Annotated in this window: 9 protein-coding genes; 2 read left to right on the top strand and 7 right to left on the bottom strand. The window is 66.8% G+C overall.

Features of this window, described 5'->3' with window-relative positions; genetic code table 11:
• Positions 1-9 precede the first annotated feature (9 nt).
• From infB to rimP, 5 genes are read right to left on the bottom strand one after another with little or no spacing between them, the layout of a single operon-like run.
• Complete coding sequence (gene infB / locus KOF26_RS15695; protein ID WP_216327210.1) at positions 10-2,628, bottom strand: translation initiation factor IF-2; 2,619 nt, start codon at positions 2,626-2,628, stop codon at positions 10-12.
• Positions 2,629-2,644: 16 nt separating this feature from the next.
• Positions 2,645-3,352, bottom strand: coding sequence for a DUF448 domain-containing protein (locus KOF26_RS15700; protein WP_216327214.1), 708 nt, complete (start codon positions 3,350-3,352; stop codon positions 2,645-2,647).
• Positions 3,339-3,572: a tautomerase family protein gene (locus tag KOF26_RS15705; protein ID WP_216327217.1), complete on the bottom strand. Its 234-nt coding sequence runs from the start codon at positions 3,570-3,572 to the stop codon at positions 3,339-3,341. The genes KOF26_RS15700 and KOF26_RS15705 overlap by 14 nt, the downstream gene beginning before the upstream one ends.
• Positions 3,572-5,179 carry a transcription termination factor NusA gene (nusA, locus tag KOF26_RS15710; RefSeq protein ID WP_216327221.1) on the bottom strand — a complete coding sequence of 536 codons (1,608 nt, stop codon included), beginning with the start codon at positions 5,177-5,179 and terminating at the stop codon, positions 3,572-3,574. The genes KOF26_RS15705 and nusA overlap by 1 nt, the downstream gene beginning before the upstream one ends.
• A gap of 7 nt (positions 5,180-5,186) precedes the next feature.
• A complete protein-coding gene (gene rimP / locus KOF26_RS15715) occupies positions 5,187-5,711 on the bottom strand; it encodes a ribosome maturation protein RimP (protein WP_216327224.1) in 525 nt (174 codons plus the stop codon).
• 293 nt (positions 5,712-6,004) lie between these two features.
• On the opposite strand from rimP, the gene KOF26_RS15720 reads away from it, so the two are divergent.
• Both KOF26_RS15720 and KOF26_RS15725 read left to right on the top strand, forming a co-directional pair.
• The gene (locus KOF26_RS15720; protein ID WP_216327236.1) at positions 6,005-7,900 is read left to right on the top strand and encodes an outer membrane protein assembly factor BamB family protein; all 1,896 of its coding nucleotides are present in this window, start codon (positions 6,005-6,007) and stop codon (positions 7,898-7,900) included.
• Positions 7,901-7,948: 48 nt separating this feature from the next.
• Positions 7,949-8,299, top strand: a complete 351-nt coding sequence (locus KOF26_RS15725; protein ID WP_216327238.1) for a hypothetical protein — start codon at positions 7,949-7,951, stop codon at positions 8,297-8,299.
• Between the two features lie 421 nt (positions 8,300-8,720).
• Here KOF26_RS15725 and KOF26_RS15730 read toward each other — a convergent pair whose 3' ends face one another.
• Together KOF26_RS15730 and KOF26_RS15735 are read right to left on the bottom strand one after the other, a co-directional pair.
• Complete coding sequence (locus KOF26_RS15730) at positions 8,721-11,765, bottom strand: TonB-dependent receptor plug domain-containing protein (RefSeq protein WP_216327241.1); 3,045 nt, start codon at positions 11,763-11,765, stop codon at positions 8,721-8,723.
• A 281-nt stretch (positions 11,766-12,046) separates the two neighbouring features.
• On the bottom strand, positions 12,047-15,169 hold the full coding sequence (locus tag KOF26_RS15735; RefSeq protein ID WP_216327244.1) for a TonB-dependent receptor plug domain-containing protein: 3,123 nt from the start codon (positions 15,167-15,169) through the stop codon (positions 12,047-12,049).
• Between the last annotated feature and the right edge of the window lie 34 nt (positions 15,170-15,203).

Here is a 15,203-nt window from a genome sequence, read left to right on the forward strand (position 1 = left end):
GGCGGGAGGTTACAGCGTCCGTGCGCGCTCCTCGACCTCGAAGGTCTCGAGATAGTCGCCCGGCTTGACGTCGGTCGAGCTGTCCAGCGTGATGCCGCATTCCAGCCCGGCGCGGACCTCGGCCACATCGTCCTTGAAGCGACGCAGCGAGGCGATCTTGCCGTTGTAGATGATGACGTCGTCGCGGGTGAGGCGGGCGCGCAGGTCCTTCTTGATATAGCCCTCGGTGACGAGCAGGCCGGCCGCCTTGCCGTGCTTGCCGGCGGAGAACACCTCGCGCACCTCGGCGCGGCCGACGACTGTCTCGAAATATTCGGGCCCAAGCTGGCCGGCCATCGCCGCCCGGATCTCGTCGATCAGGTCATAGATGACGTCGTAATATTTGAGGGCGACGCCGTCGCGCTGGGCGATCTCGCGAGCCTTGGCGTTGGCGCGGACGTTGAAGCCGATGATCGGCGCGCGGCTGGCGGCGGCCAGCGTCACGTCGCTCTCGGTGATGCCGCCGACGCCGGAATGCAGCACGCGCACCCGGATGTCGTCATTGCCGAGCTTGGTGAGCGATCCGACGATGGCCTCCACCGAGCCCTGCACATCGCCCTTCACGACCACCGGATATTCGGCGGCCTTGGAGGCGTTGAGCCCGGCGAACATCGATTCCAGGCTGGCGGGCGCCGACGTGGTGCGCTTCGCCGTCGCCACCGACTGGCGATATTCCGCCACCTCGCGGGCGCGGGCCTCATTCTCGACGACCGAAAGCTGGTCGCCGGCATGAGGCACGCCGGTCAACCCGAGCACCTCGACCGGCATGGAGGGCAGCGCCTCCTTCACCTGCTGGCCACGATCGTCGACCATGGCGCGGACCTTGCCGCTCTCCATGCCGACCACGAAGACGTCGCCGACGCGCAGCGTGCCGCGGCGAACGAGGATCGTCGCCACCGGCCCGCGGCCCTTGTCGAGCTTGGCCTCGATCACCGTGCCTTCGGCGGCGCGCTCGGGATTGGCGCGCAGCTCGAGGATCTCGGCCTGCAGCTGGATCTTGTCGATCAGCTCCTCGAGGCCGGTGCGCTTGAGGGCGGACACCTCCACCTCCTGCACTTCGCCGCCCATGCTCTCCACCTGCACGTCATACTGGAGGAGCGCCTCGCGGACGCGCTGCGGGTTGGAGCCGGGCTTGTCCATCTTGTTGATCGCGATGATCATCGGCACGCCGGCGGCCTTGGTGTGGTTGATCGCCTCGATGGTCTGCGGGCGCAGGCCATCGTCGCCGGCGACGACGATCACGACGATGTCGGTAACGTTGGCACCGCGCGCGCGCATCTCGCTGAACGCCTCGTGGCCGGGCGTGTCGAGGAAGGTGATCTTGTCGCCCGACTTCAGCGTCACCTGATAGGCGCCGATGTGCTGGGTGATGCCGCCGGCCTCGCCGGTGGCGACATCGGTGCCGCGCAGCGCATCGAGCAGGCTGGTCTTGCCGTGGTCGACATGGCCCATGATCGTCACCACCGGCGGGCGCGCCTGCAGCGTCTCGTCGGCGTCGACATCGTCATGGGTGGTGAGGTCGACATCGCTGTCGGACACGCGATTGATGTTGTGGCCGAATTCGGTGACGAGCAGCTCCGCCGTGTCCTGATCGATGACCTGGTTGACGGTGACGGGCATGCCCATCTTGAACAGCGATTTGACGAGGTCGGCGCCGCGCTCCGCCATGCGGTTGGCAAGCTCGGCGACGGTGATCGTCTCCGGCACGTTGACGTCGCGCACCTGCTTGAGGGCGGGGCCGCCCATCTGGTGCGAACGGCGATCCTTCTCGCGGGCGCGCTTCAGCGCCGCGAGGCTGCGGGCGCGGGCGCCGCCGGTGTCGTCGTCGAGCGCGCGGGTGACGGTGAGCTTGCCGGACTGGCGGCGATCATCGCCCTTGCGGTCGCGGGTCGGGCGGGCCGGCTCCGGGCGCTTGGGCGGAATCACTGGCGTGAAGCGGCGCGGCGGCGGCGCGGCGGCGGCGCTGCCACCCGCGGCGGGCGCCGCGGCGGCCGGACGCGCCTCTTCGGCGCCGGATGCGGGGGCGCCGGGCGCCGTGCTGGCGGCTGCCGCTTCGGCGGCGGCACGAGCGGCAGCTTCCTCGGCGTCGCGCACCGCCTGGGCTTGGCGCTCTTCCTCGGCGCGGCGATTTTCCTCGATGCGGCGGCGCTCTTCCTCATTCGCCTCGGTGCGCTCGCGCTCCTCGCGGCGGCGGGCTTCCTCGAGCGCCGTCATGCGCGCTTCCTCGGCCTCGCGCAGCAGGCGCTCCTGCTGCTCGCGGCGCTCCAGCGGCGTCATCGGGCGCATCGGCGCGGGCGGCGGCGCCGGGCGCGGGGCGGGGGCAGGGGCGGCTGCGACCGGGGGCGCGGGCGCCTGGGCCGGTGCGGGCGCCGGCTGCGGAGCGGGGGCCGGGGCCTCCGCCACGGGCTCGGGCGTATCCGGCAAGGGTGCCTCCCCCGGCTTGCGGAAGACGCGCGCTTTCTTCGTCTCGACGATCACGGTGTTCGAGCGGCCATGGCTGAAGCTCTGCTTCACCTTGCCCGTCTCGACCGTGCGCCGGACGCCCAGCGGCGCCCGCATACCCAGTTTCGGCTTGTCCTGATCGCTCATCTAAACGCCCGTACCTTCAATCAAAAACCCGGTCAGCACCGGCGGCCCCTGCAACAGCGTCGCAAGGGCGCGTGTCCGTATCGCATCCGATGTAATGGCGCCACCGCCCGACCGCGTTTTCCACGCGCACGGCAGCTCGCCCGTCGACGATAGCGACAGATACCACATTCTCGCGGCCCAACGCCAACGACAATATGGCGCGTTCGGTCGGAATAACCAGACCCTGACGGCCGGAACCTTCCTCGTCCATGCCGACGCGCCATGCCTGATCCAGCTTGCGCCGCCCGTCGCCCGCGTCGCGGGCGTGGAGAAGGAGGCGGACGCGCCCGGCGCGGGCCGCCTCGGCGATCCGCTCGCCGCCGGTGAGCAGGGTGCCGCCGCGCGCCTCGAGGCCCAGCCGGTCCAGCGCGTCGCGGGCCAGCGCATCCTCGATGCGCTGCGCGAGATCGTCCGGCACGGTCAGCGTCTGGGTACGGAAGGCGCGGAGGAGGGCGCCGCGCAGCTTGCCCTTGGCGATCGCCTTTTCGAGCGTGGCGCGATCGACGCCGATCCACGCGCCGCGCCCGGGGGCCTTGGCGCGCACATCCGGGGCCACCACCCCGTCCGGGGACAGCGCGAGGCGGACGAGGCGCGACCGCTCGCCCTGCGTCCTGGTGAGGACGCAGGTCCGCTCCGGCGTATGCCCGTCGTCGTCTAGAGCGAGAAGTTGGTCATCCTTTGCCATCCGCGGGAGCGTCTCCCTGCGCAGGCGCGGCCGCCGGGCGGTCCGCGATGAGGATGCCGCCAGAGCCATAGCTGTCGGTCGGCACCTCGACGATGCAGACCTGCACGGCGGCCGGCGACTTGCCGAGCCGCTCGACCATCGAGCGGGTGACGTCGGCGACAATGGCCGAGCGCTGCTCGCGGGTGACCGAGCCGGCGAGGCGGATGTCGATGAACGGCATCAGGCGTCGCCCTCCGCGGCCGCCGGCTGCTCCTCGTCGGCGAACCAATGGGCGCGGGCGGCCATGATGATCTCGTTGCCCTGATCCTCGCTCAGGCCATATTCGGCGAGCACGCCGCCCTTGTCCTCGGGCTTGCTCTTGGCGGCACCCTCGGCGCGGCGGCGCGGCTCGGCGCGCTTCTTCTGGATCAGCTCGTCGGTGGCGAGGTCGGCGAGGTCGTCGAGCGTGCGGATGCCCGCCTTGCCGAGCGTCACCAGCATCGCCTCGGTGAGGTAGGGCAGATCGGCCAGTGCGTCCTCGACGCCGAGCGAACGGCGCTCCTCGCGATTGGCCTGCTCGCGCCGCTCCAGCGCCTCGTTGGCGCGGGACTGAAGCTCGGAGGCGAGTTCCTCGTCGAAGCCCTCGATGCCGGCGATCTCGTCGGCCTCGACATAGGCGACCTCTTCAAGGCTCGAAAAGCCCTCGGCGACGAGCAGCTGGGCCAGCGTCTCGTCCACGTCCAGCTCCTGCTGGAACATCTCGGAATTCTGGACGAACTCCTTCTGGCGCTTCTCGCTGGCGTCGGCCTCGGTGAGGATGTCGATGGCGTGGCCGGTGAGCTGGCTGGCGAGGCGCACATTCTGGCCGCGGCGGCCGATGGCGAGCGACAGCTGGTCGTCGGGGACGACCACTTCGATGCGGCTGTCCTCCTCGTCGATGACGACGCGGGCGACCTGCGCGGGCTGGAGCGCGTTGACCACGAAGGTGGCGGTGTCCGGCGACCAGGGGATGATGTCGATCTTCTCGCCCTGCATCTCCTGCACGACGGCCTGCACGCGGCTGCCCTTCATGCCGACGCACGCGCCGACCGGGTCGATCGAGCTGTCACGGCTGATCACGCCGATCTTGGCGCGGCTGCCCGGATCGCGGGCGGCGGCCTTGATCTCGATCACGCCGTCATAGATTTCGGGCACTTCCTGCGCGAACAGCTTCTTCATGAAGTCCGGATGGGCGCGGCTGAGGAAGATCTGCGGCCCGCGCGTCTCGCGCACCACCTTGAGGATCAGCGAGCGGACCCGGTCGCCGACGCGCACCACCTCGCGCGGGATCTGCTGGTCGCGGCGGATGACGCCCTCCGCGCGGCCGAGATCGACGACGACGTGGCCGAACTCGACGCGCTTGACGACGCCGGTGATGATCTCGCCGGCGCGATCCTTGAACTCTTCATACTGGCGGTCGCGCTCGGCGTCGCGGACCTTCTGGAAGATCACCTGCTTGGCCGCCTGGGCGGCGATGCGGCCGAATTCGAAATTGGGCAGGGGATCGACGATGAAGTCGCCGATCGCGGCGCCCTTCTGCAGCTTCTGCGCGTCGGTGACGGAGACCTGCTTGAAATAATCCTCGACCTCCTCGACCACCTCGACGACGCGCCACAGGCGCAGATCGCCGCCCTTGCTGTCGATCTTCGCGCGGATGTCGTTCTCGGCGCCGTAGCGGGCGCGGGCGGCGCGCTGGATCGCGTCCTCCATCGCCTCGATGACGATGTCGCGATCGATCAGCTTCTCGCGTGCCACGGCATCGGCGATGGCGAGCAGCTCGGCCTTGTTGGCGGAGATGGCGGTGGCCATGGCGGGATTACCTTTCCTGTCTGATGCTGTCCGCGCCTTCGGTCGAAAGCGGCGCGGTGGCCTTGATGAGCGCGTCGGTCAAGAGCAGCTTGGCGCTGCCGATCGACGCAAGCGGGATGGCGATGTCGCCGGATTTGGCGGTGCGGACGAGGACGGCGTCGCCCTCCAGCCCGAGGAGCGCGCCGTCGAACTGCTTGCGCCCGTCGAGCGGCACGGCGAGCCGGATGCGCGCCTCGAAGCCCTTCCAGTCCTCATAGTCCCGCGCACGGGTGAGCGGGCGATCAATGCCGGGCGAGGAGACTTCCAGCCGATAGGCCTCCTCGATCGGATCGGCAGCGTCGAGCACTTCCGAGATGCGCCGCGACAGCGCCTCGCAATCGGAAAGGTCGAGCTGGCGCGTGTCGGGCCGTTCCGCCATCACCTGCAGCGTCGGGTCGGACTTGCCGCCGTACATGCCCACGCGCACGAGATCGAGGCCAAGCGCCCTGGCCTCGGGCTCGATAAGCTGGGTGATCGCGTCGATGTCGGCCATGCCGCTCCCGTGGTAAGATCGTGCGCCTTCGTTGCCGGCGCCAGCGGCGCCGACCTCGGCAAAGTTACCAATGTCGAGAGAAGATGGTGGCCATATAATCCAGGCCGCGACATCCGGCAAGGCCGCTCGACGCGTCCCGACGACGCTGGCGATCCGCCCCGGAACGCATCTCAATCGTATACAGAATGCAATTCTGACCTTGTATGCACCCCCAGGCATGGTAATTGGGGTGTGCCTCGTCGGCCATGCGAAGGCGCCAGAAAAATCACGGATTGGGAGAGATATCGGTGAACATGGGGAGGAAGATGGCCGCGCGCCGCATGGCCGCGCTAGTCGTTTCCGGTCTGGTCGCGGCGACCCTGGGCGGGGGCGCCCCGGCGGCGCCCACGGATTGGCCGAGCGCCGGCCAGGATCCCGGCGGCCAGCGTTTCTCGGGCCTCAACCAGATCACCGCCAGCAATGTCGGGCAGCTGCGCGAGGCCTGGGTCTATCACATGAAGCCGGCGGACGGCTCCGGCGGCACACGGCTGGTGACTGCCGAGACGGTGCCGGTGGTGATCGGCGATACGATGTTCATCTCGACGCCGTTCGGCCGCGTCGTCGCGCTCGATGCGGCGAAGGGCACCGAGAAATGGTCCTTCACCATTCCCGACAATGATCGCCCGAACGCGCGTGGCGTCGCCTACTGGCCGGGGGCGGGCAGCGCCAGGCCGGTGGTGATCTTCGCCACCCGCCTGGGCCGCCTGTATTCACTCGATGCCGCCACCGGCCGTCCGAGCGCGGGCTTCGCCGAGAATGGCATGCTCAACCTCAAGACGCCCGACGTCATGACCACGGGCCTCGACAAGCCTTATGTGGTGGCGGCGACCCCGTTCATCTTCAAGAATCTGGTGATCACCGCCGGCGGCTCCCCCGATGCCGCCGCCAAGCTCGGGCCGAACGGCAATATCCGCGCCTGGGACGTGCGCACCGGCAAGCTGATGTGGACCTTCCAGTCCGTGCCGCTGCCCGGCCAGAAGGGCCATGAGACGTGGGGCGGGGATAGCTGGAAGGATCGCGCCGGCGTCAACGTCTGGGGCTATATGACCGCCGACGCCCAGCGTGGCATTCTCTACCTGCCGTTCGGCGCCCCCAATAACGATCGCTCCGGCGTCGATCGTCCGGGCAACAACCTGTTCGGCAGCTCGCTGGTCGCGATCGACGCCAACACCGGCAAATATCTGTGGCATTTCCAGGTCGTCCATCACGACATCTGGGATTACGACACCCAGTCCCCGCCGACCCTGTTCGACGTGAAAAAGGGCGGCAAGGTGATCCCTGCCGTCGCCACGGTGAACAAGAACGCGCTGATGTTCATCCTCAACCGCGTCACCGGCGAGCCGATCTTCGGCGTCGAGGAGCGGCCGGTGCCGCAGGGCGGCGTGCCCGGCGACCAGCTGTCGCCGACCCAGCCCTTTCCGGTGCTGCCCGAGCCGCTCGCCCAGAACACGCTCCGCCGCGACAATCTCTACAAGGATACGCCCGAGCATAAGGAATGGTGCGAGCGGCTGGTCGACGACAACAACATGCTCCTCGGCGAGCAGCCATTCACGCCGATCGCGGTCGATCGCTATACCGTCAACCTGCCCGGCACGCAGGGCGGCGTGAACTATTATGGCGGCGCCTTCGACCCGAAGCTGGGCCTGTTCATCGTCAATGTGAACAACCTCGCCCAGCCGATGCGCATGGTGAAGCAGCCCGACGGCAGCTACGTGAATTCCGGCCCGCTCGCCGGCACCCGGCGCTTCTGGAACCCGGACAACCACCTGCCGTGCGGGCCGACGCCGTGGGGCCAGCTGGTCGCGGTCGACGTCAATACCGGCAAGATCGCCTGGCGCTCGACGCTCGGCATCACTGAGAGCCTGCCGGCGGGGAAGCAGAATACCGGCCGTCCCGGCCTCGGCGGCGCGATCGTCACCGCCGCCGGCCTGACATTCGTCGGCGCCGTTGACGATTTCCGCTTCCGCGCGTTCGACACGAAGACCGGCAAGGAATTGTGGGCCCACAAGCTGCGTGGTTCGGCGGTGGCGACTCCGGTCACCTATCGCGGCGGCGACGGCAAGCAATATGTGGCGGTGATGGCCACCGGCGGCGGGCAGGTCGGTGCGGAGCTGACCAGCGACGAGCTGGTCGCGTTCACGCTGCCGTAATTCGAGTTGGTGTCACGTGCCCCATCGGCACCGGTAAAGAGCGAGCGTATGAAACTGATTCCCTCCCTGCTTCTGCTGCCCGCGCTGGGCGCCGCCGCGGCGCTCGTCGCGCAGACGCCAACGCCGGCGCCGACACCTCCCGCGCCGCCACCGGCGGCCGCGGCGGCGCAGGGCGGGTCGCCCTTGCCGCCGGGCCCGGGGCACGACACGATGGTCCGGGTCTGCTCGGGCTGCCATGCGCCCGATATCGCCGCCCAGCAGCGGCTGACCCCGGACGGATGGCACGAACTGGTGGAAATGATGGCGAATAACGGCGCCGTGGCCACCGACGCCGAGCTGGCGGAGATCACCGTCTATCTGACGCGAAGCTTTCCGGCTGACCAATTGCCGGGTCGGTGATAGGCTGGATAGGCGTTTGAAATGTAATTGTTCGGCTTTGGTACAGAACACCCGGGTGCTTGACATTGGTATGACCAGAACCCATATCGGTCAGAGATTAGTATGAGTGGAGTTATCGGCAAGCGACGCTGAAGCAGGCTGAAAATCGCGCGGGCCCGGGTGGGGCGGCGCGGGGCTCAGTTTCCAGCTTGTTTGCGAAGAGTTTCGAGGATTCGGTCCTCCCGCCGCCAGCCCCCAGATCCTGCGGCGGATCCTGCTCGCGATGGGCCCTGCCCATCGCGAGCAATTTTTTGTGCGCAGAAGATCGCCGCGCCGCGGGCGACAGCGGCGAATCGGTCCGGCCGATTTGTGCGCCTTTCCGCGCGGCGACAAAAAAACCCGGGGGCCGGCAGGCCCCCGGGTCGAACTCCGACCGTCATGGTCAGATGCGGACGCGGACGCCCACCACCAGATAGCGGCCCATGATCGGGTAGAGGCCCGGATTGATCGGCGGGAATTCGGTCGGCTGGCCATTATTGGCGGGCCAGAAGACGAATTTGTCGAGCAGGTTTGAGCCGTTGAAATAAAGAGTGATCGGCTTGCCCCCGCCGACGATGTCGTAGGAGATGTTGGCGCCGAGATAGGCGACCCGCGAGATGTTGTTGCCGTCGCCCTCATAGAAGGTGCCGGCCTGCGGCAAGCCATTCACATATTGCGGCTGCATCGTGCGGTGCATCGGCCCGATGTAGCGAACGTTCGCCCCGACGCTGAACGGCCCGCGCGTGTAATCCGCCGACAGCGTAGCCTGATCCTTCGGAATTGCCGCCCCCAGGCGGAAAGTCTGGATCGGGGCGTTCGGATCGGAGGCGGACACCGCCTTGAAGCCGTGGCTGCCGATCAGACGCAGGGTGAGTCGGCCCGCACCGAGATTGAGCCGCTGGCTGATTTCGTAATCCAGCCCCTTCTGGATCGCATAGGCCTGGTTGAACAGCCTCGAATAGGTCATCAGCGGGAAGTTCTCGCTCGAGCGATCGCTGAACGGCAGCGGCCGGATGATGAACGCGCATGTCGGCCCGGTGCCACCCGAATCCTCGCAATATTGATTGGCGTTGGTGGAATTGAGGGTCGTGATCTGATCCTTGATGTGGATGTTGTAATAGTCGACCGACATGCTGAAGCCTGGAATCCAGCGCGGCTGCCACACAGCGCCTGCCGTGAAGGTGTCGCCTTTCTCCATCTTCAGGTCGGGGTTGCCCGACGAGATGTTGACCACGTTCGAACTTGTGCCGGTGTGGATGTCGTTGAAGTTGCCGCGCGTCGAACCTCCGCCCTGGAACATCTCGTAGAGCGTAGGCGCGCGGATATCGCGGGATTTGGTGACGCGCAGCCGTAGCTCGTCGATCGGCGACCAGGTGCCGCCCACCTTCCACGCCCAGGCAGTGCCGGTGACGCTGTAGTCCACATACCGGGCCGCGCCATTCAGTTCGAGCCGCTGGAAGAAGGGCATGTCGGCGAGCAGCGGCACCGCCAGCTCGCCGTAGAGCTCCTTGATGTTCTGCTTGCCGGAGGAGGGCGCGACGTTCGTCGAGTTGAAGGTTGCGTAATAGGCGGCGTTGGCCGCGCGCAGGCCCTCGGCAACGCCGTTGAGGCCGCTGGCAGTGGTCGAGGCAGGGGGATTGGTCGGATCGAAGCCGGGCTCCATCAGATCGACATAGACATTGCCGATATTGCTGGTCTGATTGAGCTTCTGGGTGCGATATTCGGCACCAAGCGCGATGTTCACCGTTCCGGCCGGCAGATCGAACAGGCCGCCCGAGATATTCGCCGCGAAATTATGGACCTGCTGGACGAGCCGCCAGGTGGAGGGCGTGCCCGCGATATAGTCGTAGGAGGCCGCTGAGGGCGAGCCGTTGCCGAACGGGTTCCACGGCGTACAGCCGGGCAGCGCTCCCGGATTGGTCAGGTCAACCCGGCAGACGATATTGCCATTGGGCATGCCTGTCCTGAACTGGCCTTCGTCGACCGCGTCGGAGGCGGCGAGCCATTTCGCTTGATCGAAATTGCCGAAATGCTTGGTGTTCAGCCTTGAGCGGCCACCTGAATAGTTGAGCGACCAGCGGAAGGTGTCGAACAGCGACCCCTTGATGCCGGCCAGCGCCGTCCATGCCTGGGTGTTGTTGAACACCCGCTTGTAAGGCTGGTCCCCCTCGACACGGCTGGCTACGAAGGACGCGACCCCGGCAGCGTTCATCTGATCCCGGACATAGTCCGGGAGGAAGGCGTTGTCCGCGAAGACCTGCCAGGCATTGAACTGGGTCCCGGCGCCCACCGTGACGAAGCTGGTGTCGGATTCCGAGAAGCTCCCCTGCGCGAAGCCGGTGATGCCGCCGCCGAAATCATAATCGGCGCGAGCGAAAGCGTTCTTCGTCTTCAGACTGGCGGTCAGGGTGGTCCCGAAGGATACCGAGGTATCCTCGCCGCCGATATTGAAGTTGGGCGTGCCTGTCGGCGTGCCGAGGTCGGCCCGGTGGACGCCGAGCTGCGAAACCGGGCCGCCTTGAAGGGTCGGCTCGAAGGTGTAGCCGGTGAGTGCCCAGGCGGAACCGGCGGTCGCGCTCTGACGCAGTTCGGCCTGTGCCGCAGTGCGGCCGACGCCGATCAGCGTGCCATAGGTGGCCGTGGCGAGGCGGATGTTCTCTACCGGCGTATAGGGATTTTCCGGGCAGCCGCCCGCGCCGCAAGGCCGCGCGGGATTGGCGCCGACATTCACCCAGCCCCCCTCATAATTGCCGCCCCAGGGGCGCTGCCCATTATCGGGAATGCCGGCCTGGTGGAAATAGTCGACGCTCGCCTCGAGGTGCAGGCGCTCCCCCAGGAACATGCCGCCTGCGAACGAAAGTTTCTGCTGCGCGGCGTCCCCGCGGCTGGAGATGCCGAGCTGGCCATTGGCCTTGATGCCGGTGAATTTGGTGTCGAGGATGTAGTTCACCACGCCGGACACCGCATCCGAGCCATAGGCCGCAGACGCGCCGCCAGTCACCACGTCGATGCGCTGGACCAGCGCCTGCGGGATGATGTTGGTGTCGGTGGCGCCGTTGTTGCTCGTCGCGGGCAGCCGCTGCCCGTCGAGCAGCACCAGCGTCTCGATGGAGCCGAGATTGCGCAGGTTCAGGAAGTTGCCGGCGCTCGCGGAATTGCCCTGGCTGATGGCGACGGTGGCGCCTGTGTTGGCGCCGCTGAACTGCGGCAGGCTGCGCAGGCCCTCGGCGATGCTCTCCGGTGCCTTCTTGAGCAGTTCGGCGGTAGAGACCACCGTCACCGGCGTCGGTGCCTGATAGCCGTTGGTGATGATGCGCGAGCCGGTGACGACGACCTCCTCGGTGCTGTCGCTCGCCGGCGCGGCAGCGGGCTGCGCGAGCGCGGTGCCGACCGCCAAGGACGCCGTGCCGACAAGGAGCGCCCCGCGCAGGATCGTTCTCGGTGTCATGTCTGTCTCCCTCGTCGTTTTTTTAAGCCGCCGTCGTGCGCGGCGGCTCGCCCTTTGATCTGGATATTGTATTCAGACGAGGCCGAGCGATCAACGAGAAAGCCGTCATAGTTAATACAATACGGCGACGTGTTGCATGCGGGACGCATGCGGCAGCCGTCGCGCAAGGTCGGCCGCGGCTATGTCGCGGCGAACATCGGCGCCGGTCCGGCAATTCCGGCGGACGCAAAAAAACCCCGGAGCCCTGAGGCTCCGGGGTCGAAAGCCCGAATATGGAAGGTTCAGAAGCGGGCGCGGACGCCGACCACGAAGTAGCGGCCGACCACGTCATATTGCGACTGGAAGGACGGGTAGAATTCCGTCGGCTGGGCGTTGTTCTGCGGCGCGAACACGAACTTGTCGAGCAGGTTCGAGCCGTTGAAGTACATCGTGATCGGCTTGGCCCCGCCGACGATGTCGTAGGAGATGTTGGCGTTCAGATAGGCGACCGGCGAGATCCGGTTGTTGTCCACGAACACGTTCGGCTGCTTGGTATAATAAAGCGCGCCGACATAGCGAACGTTGGCGCCGATGTTGAACCGGCCGATCGAATAATCGGCCGACACCGTGATCGAGTCCTTCGGCACGCCGGCCGCCGCACCCGCCAGATAGTTCGGGTAAAGGGCGTTCGGGTCCGAGGCCTGGACATATTTGAAGACGTGGTTGCCGAGGAAGCGCAGGTCGAGCTCGCCATTGCCGACCGGCAGCCGGTAGTTCACCTCGTAATCCAGGCCCTTCTGGATGGCATAGGCCTGGTTGAACGGCGTCGTCGAGATCGACAGCGGGAAGTTGTCCGGCGTGCGATTCTCAAACGGCAGCGGCCGGATGATGAAGTTGCACGTCGCGCTGGTGCCGTTCGAATCCTCGCAGAGCTGGTTGATGGTGTTGTTGCTGAGCGTGGTGATCTGGTCCTTGATGCGGATATTGTAATAATCCAGCGACACGCTGAAGCCCGGGATCCAGCGCGGTTGCCAGATGCCACCCAGGGTGATCGTGCGCGCCTTTTCCGGCTTCAGGTTGATATTGCCGGTGCTGAGCGTGATCAGGTTGGTGTTGGCGCCGGTATGCAGATCGGTGAAGGTGCCGCGCTGCGAGCTGACGCCCTTGAACAGCTCGTAGAGGGTTGGCGCACGGATATCGCGCGACAGCGTGCCGCGGAACCGCAGCTCCTCGATCGGCGACCAGCTGCCGCCAACCTTCCATGCCCAGATGCTGCCCGAGACGCTGTAGTCGACGTAGCGCGCGGCACCGTTCAGATCGAGGCGATGGAAGAACGGCACGTCGGCCAGGATCGGCACGGCGAGCTCGCCATAGGCTTCCTTGATGTTCTGCTTGCCGAACGAAGCGCCGACATTGGTCGAGTTCCACAGATTGTTGAACACGCCCGCCGCGGTGCGCAGGCCGTCGGCCTGGCCGTTGAGCTTCGTCGGATCATTCTTGCCGCTCTCGGAAACGCCCGGATCATAGAGCGGGATCGGCTGGCTGGGATTGGCGTTGCTGGTCTGGACCAGCTTCTGCGTACGATATTCCGCGCCGGCGGCGAAGCTCACCGGGCCGGCCGGCAGGTCGAACAGCGAGCCGGTGAGGCTGGCGGCGATGTCGTTCGACTTCTGCGTGACGGAGTAGCGCGAACTGGTCTGGAAATAATCATAGGAGGCCTGCGACGGCGAGCCGTTGCCGAACGGGTTCCACGGCAGGCAGCCCGGCAGCAACCCCGGATTGGTGAGGTTCATGCGGCAGACGATGTTGCCGTTGGCGGTGCCGGTGCGGAAACGCCCTTCGTCGACGGCGTCGAGCGCGGCGAACCATTTCGTCTGGTCGAAATTGCCGCGATGCTCGGTCTTCAGCTTCGATTCGCCGTGCGAGAAGTTCACGTTCCACTTGAAATTGTCGAACAGCGAACCCTTGAATCCGCCGAGAATCGTGAACGCCTTGTTGTTGGTCAGGACCCGCTTCGGTTCCTGATCAGCCTCGACGCGGCTGGCGACGAACGACGCCACATTCTGGGCGGCCATCTGGTCGCGGACATATTGCGGGAGGAAGGCATTGTCCGCGAAGATCTGGAAGGACTGGAACTGCGTGCCGGCGCCGACCGTGACGTAGCTGTTGTCCGAATCCGAATAGCTGCCCTGCAGGAAGCCGGAGATGCCGCCGCCGAAATCATAATCCGCACGCGCGAAGGCCTGCTTGGTGCGCACCATCGAGGTCAGCGTGGTGCCGAAGGTGACGGCGGTATCGGCACCGCCGACGTTGAAGTTCGGCGTGCCGGTGGGCGTGCCGAGATCGGCACGGTGGACGCCGTTCGCAGACACCGGCCCGCCGACCAGCGTCGGCTCGAAAGTGTAGCCGGCGAGGCTGAACGGCGTCTGGCCGCTGCGCAGCTCCGACTGGGCGGCGGTGCGGCCGAAGTTGATCAGCGTGCCATAGGTGCCGTTGGCCAGCCGCACATTATAGACCGGGGTGTAGGCGTTCTCCGGGCACACGCCGGCCGCGCACGGCTTGCCGTTGCTGTCGACGCGGAGCGGGTTCTTGCCGACATTCACCCAGCCGCCGTCATAATTGCCGCCATAGGGCCGCTGGCCATTGTCGACGATGCCGGGCTGGTGGAAATAATCGAAGCTTGCCTCGAGGTGGAGGCGATCGTCGAGAAAGGATTTGCCGACCGCGATGGCGAATTTCTGCTGGGCATTGTCGCCGCGGCTCGACACGCCGGTCTGGCCATTCACCTTCACGCCGTCGAACTTGGTGTCGAGCACGAAGTTGACGACGCCGGCCACCGCGTCCGAGCCATAGGCCGCGGATGCGCCGCCGGTCACCACGTCGACGCGCTGAACCAGCGCCTGCGGGATGATGTTGGCGTCGGTGGTGCCGTCGAAGCTGGTCGGCGGCAGGCGCTGGCCGTCGAGCAGCAGCAGCGTCTCGATGGCGCCGAGGCGGCGCAGGTTCAGGTAATTGCCGGCGCTGGGCGTGCCGGCCTGGCTGCTGGTGACGTTCGCGCCGGCGGTGTTGACGAACTGGGGCAGGCGGGCGAGGCCGGCGGCAAGGCTCTCCGGCGCCTGCTTCAGCAGTTCGGTGGTGGACACCACCGTCACCGGCGTCGGCGCCTGATAGCCGTTGGCGACGATACGCGATCCGGTGACGACGATGTCGTCGCCGGCCTGGGCGGAGCTGGCGCTTGCCGAAGCGACGCGGGCGCTGTCGGCCGGTGCCGCGGCGTCGCCCGGCTGGGCGCCGGCGGTCGGATTGCTCTGCACCGCCGGGCCCTGGCCCGCCGGGATGGCAACGGACTGCGCATTCGCGGTGCCAATGGCGAAGCCCGCCGTGCCGACCAGAAGCACAGCACGCAGAATCGTGCTAGAAGCCATGTCTCTCTCCCTTCATTATAGTTATGGGAGTCCG

The sequence above is a fragment of the Sphingomonas quercus genome (assembly GCF_018863195.1).
In the GTDB taxonomy this organism is placed as follows: Bacteria; Pseudomonadota; Alphaproteobacteria; order Sphingomonadales; family Sphingomonadaceae; genus Solisphingomonas; species Solisphingomonas quercus.